Origin of the sequence: Inediibacterium massiliense (assembly GCF_001282725.1) — a bacterium.
GTDB classification, from domain to species: Bacteria; Bacillota; Clostridia; order Peptostreptococcales; family Thermotaleaceae; genus Anaerophilus; species Anaerophilus massiliensis.
In genome coordinates this window covers 260888-284935 of sequence record NZ_LN876587.1, presented here as the reverse complement: position 1 = coordinate 284935, position 24048 = coordinate 260888, and the positions used below count along the sequence as shown (strand labels likewise).

At 29.6% G+C, this 24048-nt stretch carries 25 protein-coding genes and 1 CRISPR repeat array (1 of these 26 running past the window's edge); of the genes, 9 read left to right on the top strand and 16 right to left on the bottom strand.

Features of this window, described 5'->3' with window-relative positions; all coding sequences use genetic code 11:
- Positions 1–1171: a CRISPR direct-repeat array (repeat unit 30 nt; unit sequence GTTTCAATACATCTCATGTTTAGGTTCAAT) (it extends 167 nt beyond the left edge of the window).
- 285 nt (positions 1172–1456) lie between these two features.
- The 8 genes from cas6 to BN2409_RS09875 all read right to left on the bottom strand — a co-directional run bounded on the left by cas6 (position 1457) and on the right by BN2409_RS09875 (position 10833).
- Entirely contained in the window at positions 1457–2146 is a 690-nt protein-coding gene (gene cas6, locus BN2409_RS09910) for a CRISPR-associated endoribonuclease Cas6 (protein WP_053956477.1), read from the bottom strand.
- Positions 2147–2579: 433 nt separating this feature from the next.
- Positions 2580–3863, bottom strand: a complete 1284-nt coding sequence (gene ltrA / locus BN2409_RS09905) for a group II intron reverse transcriptase/maturase (protein ID WP_053955014.1) — start codon at positions 3861–3863, stop codon at positions 2580–2582.
- A gap of 553 nt (positions 3864–4416) precedes the next feature.
- The gene (locus tag BN2409_RS09900) at positions 4417–5325 is read right to left on the bottom strand and encodes a dihydroorotate dehydrogenase (RefSeq protein WP_053956476.1); all 909 of its coding nucleotides are present in this window, start codon (positions 5323–5325) and stop codon (positions 4417–4419) included.
- A gap of 16 nt (positions 5326–5341) precedes the next feature.
- Positions 5342–6613, bottom strand: a complete 1272-nt coding sequence (locus BN2409_RS09895; protein WP_053956475.1) for a dihydroorotase — start codon at positions 6611–6613, stop codon at positions 5342–5344.
- 229 nt (positions 6614–6842) lie between these two features.
- A complete protein-coding gene (speB, locus tag BN2409_RS09890; RefSeq protein ID WP_053956474.1) occupies positions 6843–7700 on the bottom strand; it encodes an agmatinase in 858 nt (285 codons plus the stop codon).
- Positions 7687–8541: a polyamine aminopropyltransferase gene (gene speE / locus BN2409_RS09885; RefSeq protein WP_053956473.1), complete on the bottom strand. Its 855-nt coding sequence runs from the start codon at positions 8539–8541 to the stop codon at positions 7687–7689. The genes speB and speE overlap by 14 nt, the downstream gene beginning before the upstream one ends.
- A 78-nt stretch (positions 8542–8619) precedes the next feature.
- Positions 8620–9159, bottom strand: coding sequence for a helix-turn-helix domain-containing protein (locus BN2409_RS17770; protein WP_053956472.1), 540 nt, complete (start codon positions 9157–9159; stop codon positions 8620–8622).
- Positions 9160–9381: 222 nt separating this feature from the next.
- Positions 9382–10833: an aminotransferase class I/II-fold pyridoxal phosphate-dependent enzyme gene (locus BN2409_RS09875; RefSeq protein ID WP_053956471.1), complete on the bottom strand. Its 1452-nt coding sequence runs from the start codon at positions 10831–10833 to the stop codon at positions 9382–9384.
- 254 nt (positions 10834–11087) lie between these two features.
- Here BN2409_RS09875 and BN2409_RS17845 point away from each other — a divergent pair, with 254 nt between their 5' ends.
- Both BN2409_RS17845 and BN2409_RS09865 read left to right on the top strand, forming a co-directional pair.
- Entirely contained in the window at positions 11088–11300 is a 213-nt protein-coding gene (locus BN2409_RS17845) for a KTSC domain-containing protein (RefSeq protein WP_053956470.1), read from the top strand.
- A 187-nt stretch (positions 11301–11487) separates the two neighbouring features.
- Positions 11488–11673, top strand: coding sequence for a hypothetical protein (locus BN2409_RS09865; RefSeq protein ID WP_053956469.1), 186 nt, complete (start codon positions 11488–11490; stop codon positions 11671–11673).
- 40 nt (positions 11674–11713) lie between these two features.
- Here BN2409_RS09865 and BN2409_RS09860 read toward each other — a convergent pair whose 3' ends face one another.
- Complete coding sequence (locus BN2409_RS09860; RefSeq protein ID WP_053956468.1) at positions 11714–13078, bottom strand: [Fe-Fe] hydrogenase large subunit C-terminal domain-containing protein; 1365 nt, start codon at positions 13076–13078, stop codon at positions 11714–11716.
- A 139-nt stretch (positions 13079–13217) separates the two neighbouring features.
- Between BN2409_RS09860 and BN2409_RS09855 the strand changes: the two genes are divergently transcribed.
- Both BN2409_RS09855 and BN2409_RS16860 read left to right on the top strand, forming a co-directional pair.
- Positions 13218–13430 carry a heavy-metal-associated domain-containing protein gene (locus BN2409_RS09855; RefSeq protein WP_053956467.1) on the top strand — a complete coding sequence of 71 codons (213 nt, stop codon included), beginning with the start codon at positions 13218–13220 and terminating at the stop codon, positions 13428–13430.
- A gap of 181 nt (positions 13431–13611) precedes the next feature.
- Entirely contained in the window at positions 13612–13788 is a 177-nt protein-coding gene (locus BN2409_RS16860) for an aspartyl-phosphate phosphatase Spo0E family protein (protein ID WP_110943073.1), read from the top strand.
- A gap of 71 nt (positions 13789–13859) precedes the next feature.
- Here BN2409_RS16860 and BN2409_RS17235 read toward each other — a convergent pair whose 3' ends face one another.
- Entirely contained in the window at positions 13860–14033 is a 174-nt protein-coding gene (locus BN2409_RS17235; protein WP_199872997.1) for a hypothetical protein, read from the bottom strand.
- A gap of 89 nt (positions 14034–14122) precedes the next feature.
- On the bottom strand, positions 14123–15025 hold the full coding sequence (locus tag BN2409_RS09850) for an RluA family pseudouridine synthase (RefSeq protein ID WP_053956466.1): 903 nt from the start codon (positions 15023–15025) through the stop codon (positions 14123–14125).
- Between the two features lie 271 nt (positions 15026–15296).
- Between BN2409_RS09850 and BN2409_RS09845 the strand changes: the two genes are divergently transcribed.
- Positions 15297–16109 carry an NAD(+)/NADH kinase gene (locus BN2409_RS09845; protein WP_053956465.1) on the top strand — a complete coding sequence of 271 codons (813 nt, stop codon included), beginning with the start codon at positions 15297–15299 and terminating at the stop codon, positions 16107–16109.
- 46 nt (positions 16110–16155) lie between these two features.
- On the opposite strand, the gene BN2409_RS09840 is transcribed toward BN2409_RS09845, so the two are convergent.
- Positions 16156–16713 carry a hypothetical protein gene (locus BN2409_RS09840; protein WP_053956464.1) on the bottom strand — a complete coding sequence of 186 codons (558 nt, stop codon included), beginning with the start codon at positions 16711–16713 and terminating at the stop codon, positions 16156–16158.
- A gap of 166 nt (positions 16714–16879) precedes the next feature.
- Between BN2409_RS09840 and BN2409_RS09835 the strand changes: the two genes are divergently transcribed.
- Positions 16880–17170: a hypothetical protein gene (locus BN2409_RS09835; protein WP_053956463.1), complete on the top strand. Its 291-nt coding sequence runs from the start codon at positions 16880–16882 to the stop codon at positions 17168–17170.
- A gap of 30 nt (positions 17171–17200) precedes the next feature.
- Here the strand turns inward: BN2409_RS09835 and BN2409_RS09830 are convergent, their stop codons facing one another.
- Complete coding sequence (locus BN2409_RS09830; RefSeq protein ID WP_053956462.1) at positions 17201–17845, bottom strand: hypothetical protein; 645 nt, start codon at positions 17843–17845, stop codon at positions 17201–17203.
- Between the two features lie 119 nt (positions 17846–17964).
- On the opposite strand from BN2409_RS09830, the gene BN2409_RS09825 reads away from it, so the two are divergent.
- From BN2409_RS09825 to BN2409_RS09815, 3 genes are all read left to right on the top strand, one after another.
- Positions 17965–18483, top strand: coding sequence for a D-glycero-alpha-D-manno-heptose-1,7-bisphosphate 7-phosphatase (locus tag BN2409_RS09825; RefSeq protein ID WP_053956461.1), 519 nt, complete (start codon positions 17965–17967; stop codon positions 18481–18483).
- Positions 18484–18532: 49 nt separating this feature from the next.
- Positions 18533–19492 carry an MGDG synthase family glycosyltransferase gene (locus BN2409_RS09820; protein WP_053956460.1) on the top strand — a complete coding sequence of 320 codons (960 nt, stop codon included), beginning with the start codon at positions 18533–18535 and terminating at the stop codon, positions 19490–19492.
- Positions 19493–19515: 23 nt separating this feature from the next.
- Positions 19516–20019, top strand: a complete 504-nt coding sequence (locus tag BN2409_RS09815; RefSeq protein WP_199872996.1) for a glycosyltransferase — start codon at positions 19516–19518, stop codon at positions 20017–20019.
- On the opposite strand, the gene BN2409_RS09810 is transcribed toward BN2409_RS09815, so the two are convergent.
- From BN2409_RS09810 to BN2409_RS09800, 3 genes are all read right to left on the bottom strand, one after another.
- Positions 20016–21434 (bottom strand): ABC transporter substrate-binding protein, encoded by a 1419-nt coding sequence (locus BN2409_RS09810; RefSeq protein WP_053956458.1) that lies wholly within the window; start codon positions 21432–21434, stop codon positions 20016–20018. The two genes, BN2409_RS09815 and BN2409_RS09810, sit on opposite strands and share 4 nt — an antisense overlap.
- A gap of 82 nt (positions 21435–21516) precedes the next feature.
- Entirely contained in the window at positions 21517–23247 is a 1731-nt protein-coding gene (locus tag BN2409_RS17715) for a sirohydrochlorin cobaltochelatase (RefSeq protein WP_330375429.1), read from the bottom strand.
- A 33-nt stretch (positions 23248–23280) separates the two neighbouring features.
- Entirely contained in the window at positions 23281–24042 is a 762-nt protein-coding gene (locus tag BN2409_RS09800) for an ABC transporter ATP-binding protein (RefSeq protein WP_053956457.1), read from the bottom strand.
- Between the last annotated feature and the right edge of the window lie 6 nt (positions 24043–24048).

The window sequence follows — 24048 nt, the reverse complement described above, 5'->3', positions numbered from 1 at the left end:
TCTACATTAGAATTTACTTCCACAGAATGTTTCAATACATCTCATGTTTAGGTTCAATAGAATCAGATATAGACAGTATGAAACTAATTATTCAGTTTCAATACATCTCATGTTTAGGTTCAATTCTATGCCTTCCTAGAATCCATATATCACCCTGCGTTTCAATACATCTCATGTTTAGGTTCAATTACAGCGGTACAACCATTTAGATTAGACGATCGAAAGTTTCAATACATCTCATGTTTAGGTTCAATTTGCTCATATAAGTATTAACAGAGAGGTAAAATTTTAGTTTCAATACATCTCATGTTTAGGTTCAATCTTCTCTTATCCCCAAATAGAAAGGAGCGATATAAAGTTTCAATACATCTCATGTTTAGGTTCAATATTTCAGTAACTATTTTGTACCCATATGATTTGCCAGTTTCAATACATCTCATGTTTAGGTTCAATTCTTTAAATCTATTATTAACAGCCTTTTCAACGGCTGTTTCAATACATCTCATGTTTAGGTTCAATATGAATATTTTCACGAAGTTATATACCTATATATGTTTCAATACATCTCATGTTTAGGTTCAATATCTAATGATCTTGCAATTCGTTTCATTACACTAAAGTTTCAATACATCTCATGTTTAGGTTCAATATGAAAATTACAGTGGTGATGAAATTGGATTTCGAGTTTCAATACATCTCATGTTTAGGTTCAATTTGAAAAGCCATCTACACCGAACTTTAAAATATTTGTTTCAATACATCTCATGTTTAGGTTCAATTAATTGCCCTTCTGTAAGTCTTTTAAAAGCATCTTCGTTTCAATACATCTCATGTTTAGGTTCAATTTGTAGAGAAATATCAAAGCAGAACAATCTCATATGTTTCAATACATCTCATGTTTAGGTTCAATCTAAGGTACTCTTTCTTTATCATAGTTCTAAAAAAGTTTCAATACATCTCATGTTTAGGTTCAATAGCCTTTCCAACTGGTGCTGTTAAATTTACAATAGTGTTTCAATACATCTCATGTTTAGGTTCAATGATAAACATTATTTTGAACTTAAAGGAGAAGATTGTTTCAATACATCTCATGTTTAGGTTCAATTAGATATATCTGGCAAAGAAGAACACATGGAACTCAGTTTCAATACATCTCATGTTTAGGTTCAATACTAGTAAAATAGCTATTCTCAAATATTAGTGTACACTATAAATATCTATTTTTCAACACTTCACAAAAAATCTACCAGCTAATTTTCACTATATAATTTTCATCTTTAAAAATCTATGCAATCTATTGCAAACACTCATATTTTTATCAAAGCAATGCATAATTGCCTGGTAAAATTTATACTTCAAAAAAATTTATTTTAACAAGTCCTTTAGTTTCTACCTATACAAAATAGCAAGATATACACATTTGTACATCTTGCTATTTTATTCATATTCTAAAAATTTAGTTTGCATTGCAATAACCTGCTCCAATAGAAGAATTTTTTTCTCCCATTCCAATAGCCATAGCCATAAAAGCAATCTTCTGTGCTGTATCATTGTCTTTAATCTCTACATTTATCTTATTGCCAAGAAGCTTTATGCCTTTGTATTTAAAATATATTGGCAGTTTATTTTTAAACTCTAAACTCTTTATAAATTTATCTTGAATGTCTATATCTTCCCCAAAAAAATTTTTATACTTTTTCTCCAAGTTTGCTTCTAAACGTTTTTTAAACTCCTCTACATCGTCTCCTTGTAACCATGGTTTATTATCTTTAGTGATAATGATAGGAGTTATGCTATATAGTTTATTAATATGCTTTTGTTTTACTTCACTTGTCGCAACGGAAATAACTTCAAAATCATAGCTTTCTAATTTTTGTAAACATCTTTTAAATTTTTCCATATATTCACAATCTAGGCCTCTAATTTTAAATACATATACTCTTCCCTTTATATAAGTTTTATTTTTCTCCAGAGGATAAAAACTATTAAAAATATAATACTTATATTCCCTTCTAGGATGTAATATTTTTAAATCTTTATCCAACAACATAGCTTTATTTATATTTTTTCCAATTATGTATCCACTCTCTACAAAAAATATATCTTTCTTCAACATAACTGTTACAGTTAATTCTATAAACATCATAAGTATAACCCTCTCTTTTATTTGGTTTTTGTAATTACAAGCTATATTGTATCATCAAATAAAATTATATGGGTATACAATACACTTAAATCATTCCTATGTGTATTTTTATTTTAACTCTTTAAGATCGAATATAAACTACATTATAGCAAAGTCATAAAAATTAGGAACAATTATTAAGAATTTGTGAAAATATAGAATAAGTGAGAAAATGATTAGCATTACACTGTTTAAGCATAGCGAGTTTGTAATGCTATTTTCGAGCATTTTTATATATTTTCCAAATTTGAAAATTCTGTGACGTTTTTTACGACTTGTAGAGTAAAATGGTGGATTTGATTTAATCTCTTCCACCATCTCCTCATCAAACCGTACGTGAGGTTTTCCCTCATACGGCTTTCCGATGTTCTTCTTCCATCTGCATTACGAGTTTTTAAGCAACATATTTTAGGCCCATATCATTAAATCGACTTACTATTTCATAAAATTCTTTTCTCTTTCGTGCCTGTCTTTTGTTGTTAAACCAAATGACTAGCCGCTTTCTTATATATTTATCAATCTTCACCAGTTTATTGAATGGTGACAATCCATAATAGTTTCGCCATCCTATAATCTTTCGATTTAATGTCTTAACCATTTCTTTACTAGAGACATATAGGGTTTTCCTATCTAGAGTCTTCTTAACTTTGTCATATATTTTCTTTATTGATTGATTACTAATCCACTGGATAAGTGTATAGTAGATTCTACCATCTATAGTCTTTGTCTTAACCTTACGATTATGAAACCCTAGAAAATCAAAACCTTCTTTTCCTTCCCATAAAGATATAATTTTCGTCTTGCTTTTATTTAGATTCAATTCTAATCTTTGCATTATAAGGCTTATAGCTTTATGTGTATGTTTTACATCTTTATAGTTCTTGCAAACAACTACAAAGTCATCACAAAATCTAATTAGTTTACCTAAATGCTTGTAATGTTTCTCCCATACCGTATCTAGGTAATCTAAGTAAATATTTGCTAGTAATGGAGATATCACACCTCCTTGAGGACTTCCCAGTTCACTTTGAACAACTATCCCATCCTTCATTACTCCTGCTTCTAGCCATTTTCGTATAAGCTTAATTACTCTCCTATCACTTATTCGTCTTTCAACTAGCAGTAATAATTTCATATGATTTATATTATCAAAGTATCCTGATATATCTGCATCTAACACCCACATTCCTTTGTTATTACAAGCTCGCCTTATTTTATCAAGTGCTTGATGCTGATTTTTCTTAGGTCTAAATCCATAAGAACATTCCTTGAAATTAGCTTCAAAAACAGGTTCTATCACTATCTTTGTTGCTGTTTGTATTATTCTATCTTTTACTGTGGGAATTCCTAGAGGTCTTACCTTTCCATTATCCTTCGGAATTTCTTTTCTTAATACTGGTGGTGGATTATATGTTCCTTTTGATATTTGAATTTGTATTTCCTCTAATATCTTTTCTACCCCAATATCTTCAATGTCTGCTATAGTTTGTTCATCTACTCCTGCACTTCCTTTATTAGTTTTGACTTGTTTCCATGCCTTCTCAAGTACATCTTTTCTATATATCTTATCGTATAAAGCATGAAACCTTCTGCTTTTATTACTCTTGGCTGATTGGTATAGTTTCCTTTGAAGTTGTCGAACTTTATCTATGGTGTCGTTAGTCTTTTGGACATTCACTCACTCTTACCTCCTCAGAAAACGTGAACAAAGTAGGGAACCTTTCCTAAGAATGGTTTTGTTGTCCATTCCATATTTGGTACTATGTTCCCCTCCGACTCCCTCCCTACTAGAATGTAATTTCACCTATCGGCTTATATGCATCTGCTTTACAGCTATCGCTGTGTAAAGTAGGGTCTCCCCAGTTCCATAATTTACTTTCGATACATACCGCTCCCCATACACCAGAGGATTCTTCTGTGCTGTAATCCAAGTTCTTCACACATTCCATGGACTTCATCTTAAGACAAGAGACTCGTCTTCCTCTTTTCTCCCTAACGGGTTGAGATAACAGTGCTGCAGGATTCACTTTATGTTACGGTCTGCATCTTTGCTAGCACTACTAGAGCACATTTTCAAGACGCTTCAGTATTACCATCTCTGATAGCACTGGTCTTATAGCTACTAGGCTTCTTGGCAATTACCTAGACTGAACTTTCATCAGCAAGTAAATTACAGCTTCGCTGGGCACGCTGTCTACAAGCTCAAATATAAAGACCCTTATTTAGGGTCTTTATATTTTTATGCTTCCGATCAAATCTTTTAGATCCTCTATATTATTTTTAATCATGTAACTTTTGATTCCTTCTACAATTTCAACCATTATATTAGGATTTACAAAATTATAAGTTCCCACTTGCACAGCACTAGCTCCTGCTATAATATATTCTAATGCATCTTCATAATTTGAAATTCCACCTATTCCAATAATAGGAATATCTATCTTTTGTGCTGTCTGCCAAACCATTCTAAGAGAAATAGGCTTAATAGCAGGACCTGAAAGACCCCCTATGATATTACCAAGCTTTGGCCTTTTGGTATGAATATCAATAGCCATTCCAATATAAGTATTTGTAAGAGCTACAGCATCTGCCCCTGCTTCTTGTGCAGCTTTTGCAATAATTGTAATGTCCTCCACATTTGGAGTCAGCTTTGGAACAATGACCTTTTGTGTATTTTCCCTAACTTTTTGTACAATCTCATAAGTATCATCTGCACTCATTCCAAATGCTTTTCCACCCTCTTTTAAATTAGGACAAGAAATATTAAGTTCGATCATCGGAACATTCGTTTGATTTAATTTTTCTATCATCACTTTAAATTCTTCTACACTATAACCAGATATACTAACCATAATAGGCACATTATACTTTTCATAAAAAGGAAGGATATTTTCTATAAAGTCATCAATCCCTTTATTTTGTATTCCTACTGCATTTAACATTCCTGAAGCTGTTTCTACTACTCTTGGGAGTTTATTTCCTTCTCTGGGATGAAGAGTTACACTCTTTGGTACAATCAGCCCAATTTTTTCTACATCACAAAGCTCACAAGATTCTTTACCAAAAGTCCCTGAAGCAGGCATGATTGGATTTTTCAACAAAATATTTCCTATTTTTATAGATAAATTTGGATCTTTCATGATCATTCTCTCCTCTTTAGTCTAGGTATTTTATTTCTCCACCAACCATTGTCATAACTGCCTTACCCTTTAATTTCTGTCCATGAAATGGGGTATTTCTTCCTTTTGAAAAAAACTTATTTTTATCTACAATCCATTCTTTATTCAAATCAATCATGGTAATATCTGCATCCATACCAACTTTTAAAGTGCCTTTTTCGATATTTAAGAGTTGAGCTGGAATCGTACTCATCTTTTCAATAAGATTCATTAAATCCATCTTTTTCTTGTGTATCAATTCTGTGAGGGCAATCCCTAATGAAGTCTCTAATCCTACAATTCCATTAGCTGATTCTATGATGTTTTTTTCTTTATCAGCTTTTGTATGTGGAGCATGATCTGTTGCAATCACATCTATTGTTCCATCCTTAAGTCCTCTTAAAATTTCTTCTACATCTTCTTTTGTTCTTAAAGGAGGACTCATTTTTGCATTTGTTCCTTGACTTAAAATCGCTTCATCTGTCAGAGAAAAGTGATGGGGTGTTACTTCACAGGTTACTCTTACTCCTCTTTTTTTTGCATCTCTTACAATCTTCACTCCATCTTTTGTAGAAAGGTGTTGAATGTGCACTTTTGCTCCTGTTTTTTCAGAAAGAAAAATATCTCTTACAATAATGCTTTCTTCTGCTACCTTTGGTATGCCTTTTAAATTAAGCTTTTTAGATATCTCTCCTCTATGAATAGATCGATCATATATTAAATTGACATCTTCACAATGAGTACTGACTAATAAATCAAGATCTTTTGCTACTTTAAGAGCTTCATACATGACTTTTGTGTCCATTACAGTCTTTCCATCATCTGTAATTCCTACAATTCCTTTTTCTAATAATTCTTTATAAGGACTCATTTCTTTTCCTTCTAATTTTTTTGTAATACTTCCCATCATATAAACATTGCAAGGTGCATTTTTTGCCTTTTGATAAATATATTCTATGGTTTGCAAATTATCGATAACAGGATTTGTATTAGGCATACATACTACACTGCTAAATCCACCTGCTACTGCTGCATGTGCCCCTGTATAAATTTCCTCTTTTTCTTCAAAACCTGGTTCTCTAAAATGCACATGCATATCAATAAGTCCTGGTACTACATATTTTCCTTTTCCATTCATAACCTTACAGTCATCTTCACAAATATTTTTATCTATTCTTTTTATTTTTCCATTTTCAATAAGAATATCTAATACTTCATTTATATTTTGAGATGGATCAACAATCCATCCCTCTTTTATCAAAATCTTCATCCAATCCCTCCCCTGTTTCTTTATCTATAGTTTTATCCAATATATAACTTTTTACTTAATATGAAAGACCTTTTGCTAGAGGCAAAAGGTCTTTTTTAAAAAAATATATAACAATACTAAGTTATATTTTCAAACATCCTTTTTAGCCTCACAGGACTCATTTAAAGGAGATATTCACTTTTCGTTTTAGATTAACATATATTTTATCTTTATGTCAATATGAATCTATTTATTTTTTTGAAATAGCTAGCACCAATTCCCTTATGATTTTGCAAGCAACAGCTGTAGATACTCCACTATTATCATAATGAGGAGAAAGCTCAACCACATCTGCCCCTACAATATTTAATGGCATAATGGTCTTGATTACCTCCATCATTTCCTTAAAAGATATTCCTCCTGGTTCAATTGTACCTGTACCAGGAAAAATAGACGGATCTAAAATATCTAAATCAATGGTTATATATACAGGAGCTTGTCCAATTTTTTTTACTGCTTCTTGTAACCCTTCACAATTAAACTTCGTAAGCTTTGTATGCTCTTTTGACCATTCAAACTCTTTTTTTTCTCCTGAACGAATTCCAAATTGATAAATCTTACCGTCACCTAAAAAATCCCATATTCTTTTGATTACTGTTGCGTGAGAAAATTTCTCTCCCATATAATCTTCTCTTAAATCTGTATGCGCATCAAAATGTAAAATATATAAATCTTTATATTTTTCATATACAGCTTCTACAGCTGGAAGAGTCACCAAATGCTCTCCTCCAATCATAACAGGGATTTTTCCATCCTCTACAATATCTTTCGTAAAAGAATGGATCATATCTAATACTTTTTTAGGATTTCCAAATGGAAAATCTAAATCTCCTGCATCAAATATAGCTACATCTTCTAAGTCTTTATCTAAATAAGGACTATATGTCTCTAGTCCATAAGATTCATTTCTCATAATAGCTGGTGCAAATCTAGTTCCTGGACGAAAAGAAGTGGTTCCATCAAAAGGACTTCCAAAAACTACAATTTCAGAAGTTTCATATTCATTATCAAACCCTAAAAAGGTTTGTACATTTTTAGATGGTTTCAGCTTCTATCATCTCCTTTACATAATTTGGTAGTGCAAAGGAACCTACATGAAGATCTGTATTATAATATTTTGTTTTTAACCCTAAATCATTCCACTTTTTAGAATCTAAATCCTTTACTGGATGAAGCTTTTTAGATGCAAATCCAAACAGCCAATGTCCAGAAGGATAAGTTGGAATATGAGCTTGATAAACTTCTGCAATAGGGAAAATGTTTTTAATTTTTTTACTTGCTCTTATCATTTCTTTTGCATCTTCTTCATAATAAGGGCTTTCATTTTGATTTACTAAAATTCCTTCTTCTGTTAATGCTTTATAACAATTTTTATAAAATTCTGTAGTAAATAACCCTTCTCCAGGTCCAATAGGATCTGTTGAATCTACAATAATTAAATCATATTCATTTTCTTTTCCTTCCACAAATTTGATCCCATCTTCAAAGTATAACTCTACTCTTTTATCATCTAATTTGTTTGCTGTAAAATCTAAAAACTCTCTTGAAGCTTCTACTACCACTTCATCAATTTCTACCATATGGATTTTTTCTATATTTTTATATCTTGTAAGCTCTCTGACTGTTCCTCCATCTCCTGCTCCTATTACTAATACACTTTTTATATTAGGATTTGTTGCCATAGGAACATGAACAATCATATCATGATAAATAAACTCGTCCTTTTGTGTTACCATAACCAATCCATCTATTGTAAGTACTCTTCCAAAATCATAAGTATCTAAAACATCTATTTGTTGAAAAGGACTTGTCTTAGAATAAAGATGTTGTTTTACTTTCATAGATAATCTTACATTTTCTGTATGTTCTTCTGTATACCACAATTCCATATTATTTCCTCCTTAACTTTATGTATCTTTATAATATCTTTTGTATTTTCCAATCCTTCATACATATATTTTTACAAGCTAAAATGATGGTGGAGAAGAAATCCAAAGAACCACTGCATTTCTTTTGGAATTATTTTTTAAATAATGTTCTTGATCCGACTTAAAATAAAAACTTTCTCCTTTATTTACTTTATATTGATTCTCTCCCAAACAAACATAGACACTTCCTGAAAGAACATATCCAAATTCTTCTCCTTGATGAGGTTTTTCAATATTGCTAGTCCCTCCATATTTTAAAGTCATTAAAATAGGCTCCATACTATTTTTTTGTGCATTTGAAATTAACCAATCTATGGTATTTCCTAACTTTTCATTTTCACTAGAAACAATTTCGTCTTTTCTATACACAACTTTCGGCTCTTTTGATTCACTAAAAAATCTGCGAATATCTGTTCCCAATGCCTCTAAAATATCCATAAGTGTGGCAATAGACGGAGAAGTTAAATCTCTTTCAATTTGAGAAATAAATCCTTTTGTAAGATCTGTTCTTATGGCCAGTTCTTCTTGAGTGAGTCCATTTAGGATTCTAAGGCTCTTAATTTTACTCCCAATATCCATTTTTGCACTCCATTCGAAATTATTATTTTATAAACTTTTATTAGATGATTTCTTTAAAATATTTAATATTAGTAAACTTTTAGTTTACTAACTTTAAAGTTTAACTATATTCAATATACTATTTTTTTCCCAAATGTCAAGAGTTTTATCTCTGTAAATATTGATTTTTACTGACTTTAAAGGAAAATATATCAGAAAAATAGCGTCTAGAATTAGACGCCCCTATAAACCCAAAACCTTTATATGCTCTACATATGGATCCTCAGTATCTGTAAGCATACTATGTTGGCTTTTCAAAAATTTAATATATTGAATCATCTCTTTACTAATTCTTTCTCCTGGTGTAACAATAGGAATTCCTGGAGGATACGCCATAATCGATTCTCCACTAATTTCTCCCTCTGAATCTTCTAATCGAATGATTCTTTTTCTTGCATAAAAAGCATCCCTTGGAGATACGATCACCTCAGGGTTTTCAAGAGCAATTTTTGTATATTCAATATGGCTACCTTTATACTTTATACTTATATCTTTTAAAGCCTCAACTAAAGCTTTTAGTGATTTTTCATCATCTCCTACACTTACAATTGCCAATATATTTAATACATCTCCTAATTCCACTTGAATATTATACTCATCTCTTAATAAATCATAAGCCTCAAATCCAGTAATTCCAAGTCCAGCTACACAAATACCTAATTTTGTTTCGTCAAAATTTATCACTCCTGGTTGACCAATCAATTCTTTGCCAAAAGCATAAAAGCCTGGTATTTGGTTAATTTCTTCTCTTGCCCATCTAGTAATTTTAAGTATTTTAGAAATCACTTCATTTCCTTTTGTTGCTAGCATTTTTCTGGCTGCATCCAAACTTGCCATTAAAATATAGGATGCACTTGTTGTCTGAGTAAGATTTAAAATAGTCTTTACTGTATTTCTATCAATCAGTCCTTCTTTTAGTAATAAAGCAGAACTCTGGGTTAATGATCCTCCTGTTTTGTGCATACTAACAGCAGCCATATCTGCTCCTACTTCCATAGCTTCACTAGGTAAATCCTCATGAAATCTAAAGTGAGCACCATGAGCTTCATCTACTAAAACTGCCATACCATGTTTATGCGCAAGTTTTACAATTCCTTTTAAATCTGAAGTAGCTCCATAATAGGTTGGATGAATAATGAGTATAGCTTTTGCATCCACATTTTTTGCAATAGCCATCTCTATACTTTCTAAAGACACTCCCATAGCAATCCCTAATTGATCATTTGTCTCAGGTTGAATATATACTGGAACTGCTCCACTTAAAATCATTCCATTTGTAACGGATTTATGAGCATTTCTTGGTAAAATAATTTTTTCTCCAGGCTTACATACACTCATAATCATGGCTTGGACTGCAGAAGTAGTTCCATTTACTATAAAAAATGCATGATCTGCATAGTACGCATCCGCCATTAATTGTTCTGCCTCTTTGATTACACTAATTGGATTGCTAATATTATCAAGGCATTTCATAGAATTTACATCTAGTTGTAATACTTTCTTTCCAATAAATTGTCCAAATTCTTCCATTCCTTTTCCATGTTTATGTCCTGGTACATCAAATGGAATTACATTTCTTTCATGATATGCTTTTAATGCATCTAATAAAGGTGTAACATTTTGATTGTATAGCATTTTTCACCACCTTCTTTTCAAAAAAAAGTTAGTCTGGAATATGTTATATCATCCTTTTTTCATTGTCAATATACTAATTTATTACAAAAAACTTTATATTGTATTATTCCAATATTCATAAAATATAATCATTGATAAAAAATGAAAATGAATTTTTTTTTAATCTCTCAACAACATTCTACAGATTTCTAATATTCTTTTTAGTATAATAAAAAGAAAATGTTTTATTAAATTTTTGTAAAGGGGAGAAAAAAATGACAAAACTGCAAATACATTCAAATAATGTTTCGTCTATAGTCTATGATTCTGAAAAAGAAGTATTAGAAATTACTTTTGTTTCTGGTGAAACCTATCGGCATCATGGTGTCCCCAAATCTGTATATGATAGTTTGATTCACTCACAACATATTGGATATTATCTCAATTATTTTATTCGCACTACTTATCCCTATATAAAAGTACATTAATTTTTAGACATACAACAAACTCATCTAATCATATTATTATATTGTCCTTATTATAAATAATAACGACATTGAATTGGGTTGATTCCCAATTCTTTTTTTATAATCCATAGGAAATCATATAATGATTTGATCACACATCCTTAAATTGTGCATAATTTATAGTGCAAAAAGAAAGGAGGACCCTTTTATGTGTCAAAGATACCCTTATAACGATTTTAAGAATCCAAACTATGATACCACTCCATTCAATCCTATGATGCCTATGCCATACCCTGGTTATTATCCATATAATCCTTATATGCCTTATAATCCAAATCCTTCTAGACCTAGAAGACCAGGCTCTGGCCCCAATCCTTACTGCCCTTATAGATAATGAAGAAGAATAGAAAGGATTCTCCTTTCTATTCTTTTCATTATCTTGTAAATATTTTTGTCAATTCACTTTCTTCTACAATTTGTTTTAAATTTTTAATTCCTAATTGGTCAAAAATCTTCATTACATTCATATTATCAAAGGGAGTCATAATCAAAGAATCTTCTCCAAACTCATTTACAATTTCAGTTGCTCTTTTTACATCTATATTCGTTCTCGGTCCTCCTACACACCCTCCTTCACAACCCATTCCTTCTATAAAATTAGATTCTATTTTTTTCCCCATAGACAAATCATCTAGTATTTTTTTACATTCCTTCACTCCGTCTATTTTCTTTGATCTAAATTTGATTAATCTTTTAGGAGCAATTCTATTTACTACACTCTTTACAGAAAAGCTTACTCCACCAGTTCTTGCATATACTCTTCCTGCAAAAGATGCTTGATCCTTTTCATCTGCATAAAGCTCTTTCAAATCAATATCTAATGCAGAAAATATGCTTTTTAATTCTCTAAAAGTAAGTACAAAATCAATATCTCCTTCATACCTTTTATCTTTTGCTTCAGATTTTTTGGCAATACAAGGTCCTATAAAAACTACTTTTGCCTTATTATAAAATTTTTTCAATATTCTCCCTGAAAGAATCATAGGAGAAACAGATGGTGACATTTTTTCAAACAATTTAGGATAATTCTTCTCTATTAAGCTTACCCAAATAGGACAGCAACAACTAGTAAGAAAAAAATCATTTTTCCCTTTTACCAAATGATTAAATTCATAAGCCTCTTTAATAGTAAGCATATCTGCAAATAATGCTACTTCTATCATATCCTTAAAGCCCATCAGTTTAAGGGCTGTCCTAATCTGTCCCATAGTTATATTGTCTCCAAACTGACCTATTATAGAAGGTGCAACCGTAGCATACACTTCTGTATTTGAATCCTTTAAAAGATCTATTAATGGAATAAATTCGATTTTATCTGCTATAGACTCAAAAGAAAGACTACTTACTTCTTCTCCACAACTTAAACACTTATTATTAATAATTACAGGCTCTTTTGTCCTTTTATAAATGGAAGAATCATATTTAGAAATATCTTCAAACTTTTTATAGCATGGGTCATTCATCTTTGTAACAACAGGTGGTTTTATCCCTTTAATATTCTTTATAATATCCAGTTCGTCTGAAAATTCCATATTTCCTCTTGGATCTAATCCCATAGCCAATCTGATTTGATCTTTTACATATCCATAATCCTCTTTTATTTTATATTTTTCTTTGAGATCTTGTTCTAATTTAGAAAGCTCCTCATTGCTTTTTAATTCTCCAAACCATTTCTTTTTGACTAATTGTTCTAATAAATCCATTCTCCTTTTTTGAAATTCACTAAATTCATTAAACATTTCATCACCTCTGCTTTGATTCTTTTATTCATATTGTATCCAAATTTATATTTTTTTACTTTTTATATCCTTTTTTTATAAAAATCCTAATCTATATTTTTATTTCTTTTACAAATAATAATTCCATGGAGGTGATAAAATGAAAGCTAAAAAATTTAATCTTTCTTTATCAGAAGACATAAAAAATATACAATCCAAAATCAAATCTATTCAAAATTCCATTAAAGAATTAGATGGAGTCAATTCTGTTCGAGTAGATATTTTAGCTAATAATATAACTGTTGATTACAATGATCAAAAAATTTCTCCATCTGAAATTGAATCCAAATTAAAACAAAATCAGCTTATGTAAAATCCATCATATACCAGAGAAATCTCTGGTATATTGATTTTTATACCATTATTTTCTACTTGTTATATGATTTGAATTTATTTACTTTATTTGAAAATAATTGATTTATCATCCTATTTCGAATTAGAATTTTTAGAAGTACAGTAGGTAAAATCTAAAATATTACAAAGGAGGTTGAAAAATGAAAACAGATGATTATAAAATCAAGAATATAAAAAATGAAATTGAACATACTCGATCTAAATTAAACCAATTAGTACAGCAAAAAAAAGGAAATCTTTTAGATACGGAAGTCATTCATTTAAGTCAAGTATTAGATCAATTACTTTCAAAATATAATCATATAAAAAATAATTAATCTATAGATAACCAAGTTTACCTACTGTACCAAAACAAAAGGCACTCTTTATTGAGTGCCTTCTAAAATTTTTATGACATGAAATTTTTTACATTCTTTCTATCAACATATTCTGGATCTGTTTTAGGTCTTTTATCTTTATCTCCTGTTGCTTCTACCTCTGTATTCCCATATTCATTTAATATATTGGTAATTTTCACCTTTGATAATTTTGCTGGAGATTTATCTATATTTTGTAGTCTCATTATACATCCTCCATTCTTAATATTCAGATGCATTTATATTATTCCACATAAACAGATCCTTTATTTATCTATATTTTTACAATAACTTTTTATTTTGTCAATTTTTTAATTAAACTTTCCATATCTTCTGGTATGGAAGAATTTACCGAGATTTTTTGATTGGTTCTCGGTTGATAAAACACGAGACTTTGTGCATGAAGAGCTTGTCTCCCAATGAAATCTTTATTTTCTATACCATACAATTCATCTCCAATAAGAGGATGTCCTATATAAGACATATGTACTCGAATTTGATGAGTTCTTCCTGTTTCTAGTTTTATTTTTACTAAAGATGCATCCTGAAACTCTTCTATAACTTCATAATGAGTAATAGATTCTTGTCCTCCTTCGTATACTTCCCTTTTTATGTTTTCTGGCTCTACTCTTCCTATGGGGGCATTAATTGTTCCTTTTTTTTCTTTGAATTTTCCAGCTACAACAGCTACATATATTTTCTCTACCTTATTTTCTTGCATTTGTTTAGAAATTTCTTGTTGGACAAATGGATTTTTAGCAATCATAATAAGTCCTGAAGTATCTCGATCTAATCGATTAATAAATCGAATTTTAAAGTGCTCTCCTTTTTCTTGCATATAATAGACAATGGCATTAGCCATTGTTCCTGTAGGATGACCCTTTGTAGGATGCACTACAATTCCTGGATGTTTATTTACAATCAAAAGATCTACATCATCATACACTACTTCTATAGAAATAGGCTCTGGTTCAAATTGATTAGCTTCTTCCTCCATGATCACTTGTACAAGATCTCCTTTCCTCAAAATAGCATGAAACGGGATTTTATTTCCATTTACAAGAATATTTTTTTTCGATTTTAGCTTCCTTACTAATCTACTTGATAACTTCATTTCATTATATAATATTTCTTTTAAAGAAAGTCCTACAGAATCTTTTGCTACACAAAAGGTTAATATATTTGTTTTTGAGTTCATATTATCCACCTACTATCTTAAAATATTCTTTTTTATTATAGATGCTGATTTTTTATGAGTCAAATTTTTGACTCATTTGATACTTTTTTCTTCTTTAATAGAATTTTTCCCTTTTCTATATCTAATATGTTATTTCGATGAAAAATTCAGACTATTTTTACGCCTTTTGACTAATAATCCATATATATGAGGACTTACCATTCTTTTATAAATAACTCAAATATGTTACAATAAATTGAACCTTGTAAAATATTAAAATGAGGTGAAGTTCATGACAAACATCCAAACACGTATCATAAATATTGTATCTAATGATAAACCTATTTCAAAAGAAACTAGCAGAGTACTAAGGCAAAAGCTTGAAAAAAACGGTTTCTTTGTACCACAAGATTTTGATCAAAAAGCAGATTTAATTATTTGTGTAGGAGGAGATGGATCTTTTCTTCGAACCATTCATCAAAACAATTTTCCAGACATACCAGTCATAGGAGTCAATACTGGTCATTTAGGATTTTTTCAAGAATTATCTCCTTATCAATTGGATGAATTTATTTTCCGCTATGAAAAGGGAGATTATATTACTCAAGAACTCACTCCAGTAGAAGCTTTAGTCTGTACAAAAAAACATTGTGTAGAAATTATAGGAATCAATGAAATCACTATAAAGGGAGATAAATCGAGAACCATTCATTTAAATATTTCATTAGATGATAGCTTTCTTGAAAAATTTAGCGGAGATGGTGTATTAGTCTCTACTCCTACAGGAAGTACTGCTTATAATTATTCCTTAGGAGGAAGCATTGTAGATCCTAGACTTTCATTACTTCAAATTACTCCTATTTCACCTATTTCTACTACAGCTTATCGATCCTTTACCTCTAGTATTATTGTTCCTGAATATTCTACCATTAAAGTTTATCCAGAATATACTTTTGAAAACTCTATTTTAATAGTAACAGATGGAATGGAACATAAGTATTATGAAATTGAAGAAATTCACTTAAGAATGTCTGAAATGAAGGCAAAAATTCTTCGTCTAAAAGATTATGATTTTTGGAGCAAGGTCAAAGAAAAATTCTTATAGAAAAAAGGGAAATGAAAATAATCATCTCCCTTTTTTTTACAAATTTTTAAACTTGATAATATAATATTAATTCTGCTCCTGTAGATTTTTCATTCACAATTAAAAAATGTTCAAAATGCATTGTACAATAATCTGAAAAATCTTTCATAGAACAATTTCGTTCTTTCACTTCTAAAATCTTTACATTTACTTCATCCCATCCAAAATACTTAAGCCTTTGTGCTTCTTCTTTGGGAATTAACTCTAAAGGCATAGATCCAAATACATTTCCCCTTAACACTTCATAGGTTTTCCAAAATTTATTATGAAGATCTAATGCTTTGGCATCTTTTAATTCCATGGTTCTTCTTTCAGAAAATTCTTCTAAATAAGTACCTTCATAATAATTTTTTTTAAGAATAGGCTTATATACAAAAGGAATTCTATTGATTTCTTCTAATTGAATAGCATGAAAATTTTTCTTTTTTTCTTGTAGCTCTATTTTTATATGATTACAAGTTTGCATCATCTCATGAACTAATCTTTCTAAATGAACTTTATTTCCTAATTCTAATGCCCTTTCAATTTGATCTGCAAGTCTTTTTATTCCATACTTATTACTCATGCCCATTTGCCTCCATTATACCCTCTATACAATATTTATTTTTATTATAGCACTAAAGTATAAAAAAAAGGTGATTTTGTAAAAATAGAACTATATATCCTTTTAGAAATGAAAAAATATTTTTTATGTTATATTAAATAAAAAAAACAATAAAGGAGTCTTATTTATGAAATGTCCTGCTTGTAACTGTGGAAAGCTATTCTTAAAAGATATTGTAACTTATGAATATTTATATGATATTGAGGAAAATGGAGAAGTAAAATGGAAGGATCAAGAAGGTTATACCTCTTATCTATTTATAGATAGAAGACAAAAAGATTTTAAACAAATTGTACAATGTAATCATTGTCATAAAATCTTTGATCATAATATTGAAAATAACTCCAATAAAGACATCATTATCCTCAAAAAAGCTATTCATTCTAATGGCACTATTTCTAATGAATTCTTTGTATAAAGATATTGAAAGAATCAATTCTTTCAATATCTATACATTTTCACTTTGCTTGATTTCAGAAAAAATCGACATTACTTCTTCCTTAGACCAGCTATGATAAAATTCATTCATTTTATAAAAATAAAGTTCTTGGGTATCTCTTATAAACTCCCACCTTGCTGATAAAAAAGTATATTTTCCAAAAGATAATATTTCTTCTATAATACGCATATTTTCATGATATAATTCTTCATAGGTTTCTTGCAAAGTTTTATAATCTGTTCCCATTTTTTTATAAGTATCTATAGCCATAGCTTCTAGTATCCAATGATAGTATTGCATTCCTTTTATAAGCATTTTTGTATAATACTTATTTTTAACAAATATATAAGTATTTATATCTTCTGTAGGCTTATATCCTTTTTCTATTTCTGAAAAGAAATATTGGTTCACAAGTACATATTCTTTTCTTTCAAATACAGGTACTAATCCCTTAATCATTTCTTCTAATGTAATTTCACATAAAAACTGATCTATTATTTTTTCGTCATAAATATGATCTAATTTTAAATTATATAAAATATCTCCAAATATTTCTTCATTGATCCAAATCCATTCTGCATCCTTGAGATCTTTTAAATCTAAAATATCCTGTAACGAACTTTTAGATATATGATCTAATATTGCTTTTTTCAAATCATCACCACCATAATATTATTATACAAATGATCAGATAAAACATATTTTAACATAGAGTTGTGTAAAATACTATATAGAAACATTTAATAATCATTCTTAAAAATGTGGAGGTAATCATGTATAAAGCTGTTTTTCTAGATAGAGATGGAGTCATCAATGATAATAAAAATCCTGTAAACAAACCTGATGATCTAGTTTTCTATTATTTTACTATAGAAGCTTTAAAATTATTACAAGATGCTCATTTTTTACTCTTTGTTGTAACCAATCAAGGCGGAATTGAAATGGGATATTTTACAGAAAAAGATCTACATGAAATTCATACAAAAATGCTAAAAGATTTTAATAAAGAAAATATTCATATTCATGAAGTGGCTTATTGTCCTCATTTTAAAACAAAATGCAATTGCCGAAAGCCCGCTCCTGGAATGATCTTAGATTTAGCAAAAAAATATCATATCAATTTAAATGCTTCTTATATGATAGGAGATCGTCCTATGGATATAGAAGCTGGTTTTAAGGCTGGATGTATCACTATAAAAATAGGACAACCTTGTAAACATGCAGATTATGTAGTCAACAATCTTTTAGAAGCTGCAAAGCTTATTACTACAAAAAAAAGTTTTGATAAATAATAGAATTTTTTTACAAACCTGATATAATATTCAGTTAGGAGGTGCATTGATGAACATATTATTTTTTACAGTATCCGCAGGAGCTGGACATAATCAAGTAGCAAAAACAGTATCTGACTATATTCAAACTCATTACCCACAAAATAACATAAAAATGATTGATACCTTCAATTATATTCACCCACATCTTCATAAAATGATTATTGAAACTTATGTAAAATCTATTAAATATATACCTGCTTTATATAGATTCATCTACAAACGTTCAGAATTCACAGACAGTTCCATATCTGATGTAAGTGAATTTTTTAATCAAATCCTATTATCCAGAAAACTTTCAAAGCTTTTGTCGGATTTTCAACCAGATGTCATTGTATGTACCCACCCATTTCCTGCTGAAGCCCTTTCTGTAATGAAAAGAAAGGGTAAAATGAACCTGCCCATTGTGAGCATATTAACAGACTATACTATCCATCCTAGTTGGATTAATAAAGAAGTCGATTATTACGTTTTTCCTAGTGAAAACTTTTCTTATGAATTTCATTATTGGAATATTTCAAAAGAAAAAGTAAAATTCTTTGGCATTCCTGTAAATGAAAAATTTAATATTTATTATGATCGAGATCTTCTTTGTAAGAATCTTCATATAAAAAATACATTTACAGTTCTTATGATGGGTGGAGGATTAGGATTAGGTATGTCAGAAGCCATTTCTGATTTATTATCTTATCCTTTAGATTTACAGATTTTAGTAGTAACAGGTAAAAATGAGGAATTATATTATGATATTAAAAATCTTAATCTTCCTAATGTAGCAGTGTTTGGTTTTATAGATAATATTCATGAATTAATGAGTGTATCAGATTTAATCATTACAAAACCAGGAGGAATCACCGTTACCGAAGCCCTTATTAAAGAACTCCCTATTATTGTAACTTCAAAACTTCCTGGTCAAGAAGNTTTAATATTTATTATGATCGAGATCTTCTTTGTAAGAATCTTCATATAAAAAATACATTTACAGTTCTTATGATGGGTGGAGGATTAGGATTAGGTATGTCAGAAGCCATTTCTGATTTATTATCTTATCCTTTAGATTTACAGATTTTAGTAGTAACAGGTAAAAATGAGGAATTATATTATGATATTAAAAATCTTAATCTTCCTAATGTAGCAGTGTTTGGTTTTATAGATAATATTCATGAATTAATGAGTGTATCAGATTTAATCATTACAAAACCAGGAGGAATCACCGTTACCGAAGCCCTTATTAAAGAACTCCCTATTATTGTAACGTCAAAACTTCCTGGTCAAGAAGAAAGAAATACGGAGTTTATTTTAAATAATGGGATCGGAATGATTGCTACCAGTTCCAATACACTCATTTCTTGCCTTAGTCTTTTAAAAGAAGATATCCATAAATATAATATCTATAAAGAAAATATGAGAAAAATTAAAAAACCCTATGCTGCAAAAGATATTGCAAATTTTTTACTATCATTAGGACAAGCTTCTCATCCTATACAAAAAAATTAAAGAGCCATAAGCTCTTTAATTTTTTTCATACTCTCTAAAGCTTCTTTTTGTGTCATAATTTGATCTTTATGAAAAGATCCATCTTCTAAATCCATAAGATTATAGTCAATAATCATTTGAATCATTCTTCCATTTTCTACTTCTCCTATATCTTTGATCACTACATGTTTTTCTTTTTCTTTTAAGTCCATCATCATAAAAAGTGATTTTGCAAATTCTTCTTTTGTAACCTTCTGATCTGGATCAAATTTTTCACTTTCTGATTCTATATATCCTGATAATACTGCTGTTTCTATATAGTCAAAATTAGGATGATCTATAGAAACATCTTTAAAAGTACCATAAACATGTCCTTTATGATTTTTTTCATAATACTTAGATGTAGGAGCAAAAATACCTTTATGTGTACTCATCATCACCATACTAGCTAATGTATCTCGATCTAGTGGCACATCTTGATCAAATGCATCCATATTATCCATCATATCTGGATAAAATATTCTTGCAAGCTCTTTGACTCCTTTTGAAAATCTAAAAGTAGGACTAGAAACTAACTTTTCATTCATTTCATATACTCTTTTTTCTTTTACTGCTTTAATGGCATCAAACCCTTTTCGAATAGAAATAGAATGTTCATTTCCTCCAGCATTCATAGCTCCTCTTTGAGAAATATATACATCTATATCCTTTGCTTTTTCTAATATTTTTTCTTCTCCATAAGAAGCAATACTTGTGCCTTCTCTCATAGCTTTGGCATCTTTTGCAATATTATTTCCTCCTGCTAAAGATATAGCTTTTGCTGCCATAGAATCCTTTGTAACGGTTCTATATTCCGTTTCTGTTGCTTCAAAGAATACATTGGGTTTATCTTTTATATCTTTCGTCTTTTCTTCTATTTCTTTTAAGTCTTTTGTAAATTGATTTAAAAGCTCTTTAGCTTTTTCTTCTTTTCCTGTTAATCTTCCTAATTTTTCTATATACTCAGGAAATTTATCAAAAGTTTCTGGATATAAACATACTACTTGAATATTTGCTTGTTGTAATGCCTCTATAAACTCTGGATAACTTTTTTGGATAAAAGGACGAATGAGTACTGCATCTGGACCTGCTGCAATTACTTTTTCTGGATCAGACTTATAATCATAAATCTTTTTTGTTCTCACCTTTTGTGGATACGCATCACTTTTTCCTACTCCTATGATTTCTTCATCTAACCCCAAAGCAAATAAATTTTCTGTATGAGCTGAATACAAAGAAATTATTTTCTTTGCAGGTTCATTCATTTGAATCGTATTTCCCAAATCATCCTCAAATTCTATCTTAGCACTAGATGAATTGACTACTTCTTTTTCTTTACTACATCCTATCTGAAAAATTAATAAAACAGATAATAAGACCATTAAAACTTTTTTCATATTTTTCCTCCTTTTACTTTTATAAGAGAAAACAACAAGCAAATACAGTCTATTTACTTGTTGTCTTTCATTATTCACAAATTTATTTTTCTATTGCTTCTTTTGCATGATTTACATAAATTTCTTGATATTTTGGATTTTCCCCTAATCCATGAAGATAAATATTTACTGTAAATCCTTCTTTTTTAAGAATTGTTTTCCAAGAATCATCTTCATCTCCTGCCATATCATTTTGTGCATGGTCTCCTGCTACTAACATGTATGGCATTAATGTTACTTCTTTGATATTATCTTTTTTCAATTTTTCAATAACACCTTCAAGCGTTGGATATCCTTCTACTGTTCCTACATAAACAGATAATTTTGCTTCATCAATTGCTAATTGAAGATTAGAATAACTTGCATTTCCTGAATGATTTGGACTTCCATGTCCCATAAGTACTACTGCTTGACCTTGTGATAATTTTGGAAGTTGGACTTTTAATGCTTCTACCGCTACTTTGTAATCTTCTGAAGTATTTAAAATAGGTGTTCCTACTGTTATTTTTTTGAAAGCTTTTTCATATGGTGCTACATCTCTTAATAGATCTGTGTATTCAGCTCCTGCAATCACATGTAATGGTTGTACGATTATTTCTTCAAAACCGTCTTCTTTCATTTTCTTTAAAGCCTCTTTTGGATTATCAATTTCAATTTTATCTCTTTCTTTTAATTTTTTAATGATAATCTCAGATGTAAATGCTCTTCTTACTTCATAATCAGGATATGCCTTTTTTATTTTTTCTTCTGTTGCATCAATCGTTACTTTTCTTGTATCTGCATAACTTGTTCCAAAACTTACTACAAGCATTCCTTTTTTACCTTCTTGCATATTTCCTTTTTCTTCATAAACTACAGGTTTTGGAATCTCAAATCCATTTCCTTCTATAGCTTCTTTTGTATGATTTACATAAATATCTTGATATCTTGGATTTTCTCCTAATCCATGAAGATATGTATCTACACTAAATCCTTCTTTTTTAAGAATTGTTTTCCAAGAATCATCTTCATCTCCTGCCATATCATTTTGTGCATGATCTCCTGCTACTAACATATATGGCATTAATGTTACTTCTTTAATCTTATCTCTTTTCAATTTTTTAATTACATTTTCTAGTGTTGGATATCCTTCTACTGTTCCTACATAAACAGGTAATTTTTGTTCATCAATAACCATTTGAAGATTAGAGTAACTTGCATTTCCTGCATGATTTGGACTTCCATGTCCCATAAGTACTACTGCATGTCCTTCTTTGTTTTGTGGAAGTTGTTCTTTTAAACCGTCTACTGCTATTTTATAATCCTCTGGAGTATATAAAATAGGTTTTCCAAGTGCTAGTTTTTTGAAAGTTCCATCATTAAATTTAGAAACTTCATCTACAATATCATTAAATTCTTCTCCTGCAATGACATGTAATGGTTGTACGATTACTTCTTCAAAACCATCTTTTTTCATTTTTTCAAGACCTTGTGCTAAAGTATCTACTTCTATTTTATCTCTTTCTTTTAATTTTTTGATAATAATATTAGATGTAAATGCTCTTCTTACTTCATAATCAGGAAAAGCCTTTTTTATTTTTTCTTCTACTGCATCAATAGTTACTTTTCTTGTGTCCTCATAGCTTGTTCCAAAGCTTGTAACTAAAATACCTTTTTTCACTTTATTACTCTCCTCTTTTGTTGTTTCTGTTGTAGTAGTTTTTCCACAGCCAGCAAAAACTCCTGCTACCATAAGTATTGCCATTAATAAACTTAAAATTTTAATTTTTTTCATATTCCCACTCCTTTACATATAATTTATTACTTTTTACATATTTGGAAGGACCACAAGTCCTTGTTCCCCAGTTTTTTTAACACATATTCCAAATAATTCTTTGATTAATTCAGGTTGAAAAACCTCCTTAGTCAACCCATATTCTACAACTTGTCCATTTTTAAGTGCCAATATATGATCACTAAAAAGATCTGTTAAATTCAAATCATGCATAATAGAAATTACTGTTAACCCCTTTTCTTTGATCATTTTCTTTAAAAGATTTAAAAACTTTATTGTATATTGAATATCCATATTAGAAAAAGCTTCATCTAAAAATAAAACTTTAGGTGTTTGAGCGAATGCTTTTGCCATCATCACTCTTTGTTTTTCTCCTCCACTTAAATGGGTGATGGGAATATGTGCAAACTGTAATGTTTGTGTACTCTCCATACTTTCATACACAATATCTAAATCTTCTTTTTTAAAATTTTTCATTCTTTCTTTAAAAGGGGTTCTTCCCATCATAACTATTTCCATACAAGTAAATGGAAATTTTATTTGTACATTTTGAGAAATGATAGCTATCTTTTGGCTTAATTCCTTTATATCATAATCTTTAATGTTTTTTTCTAAAAGAAAAATTTCTCCTTTATATTGGTCGAAATAACCATTCATTACATTCAAAAGGGTAGTTTTTCCAGAACCGTTTGGTCCAACAATTGTAGTCATTTTTCCTTTTTCAATATGAAAATCAATACCTTTTAAAACTTGTTTATTGTCATAGGAAAAAGATAAATTATTTATCTGATACATAACTAT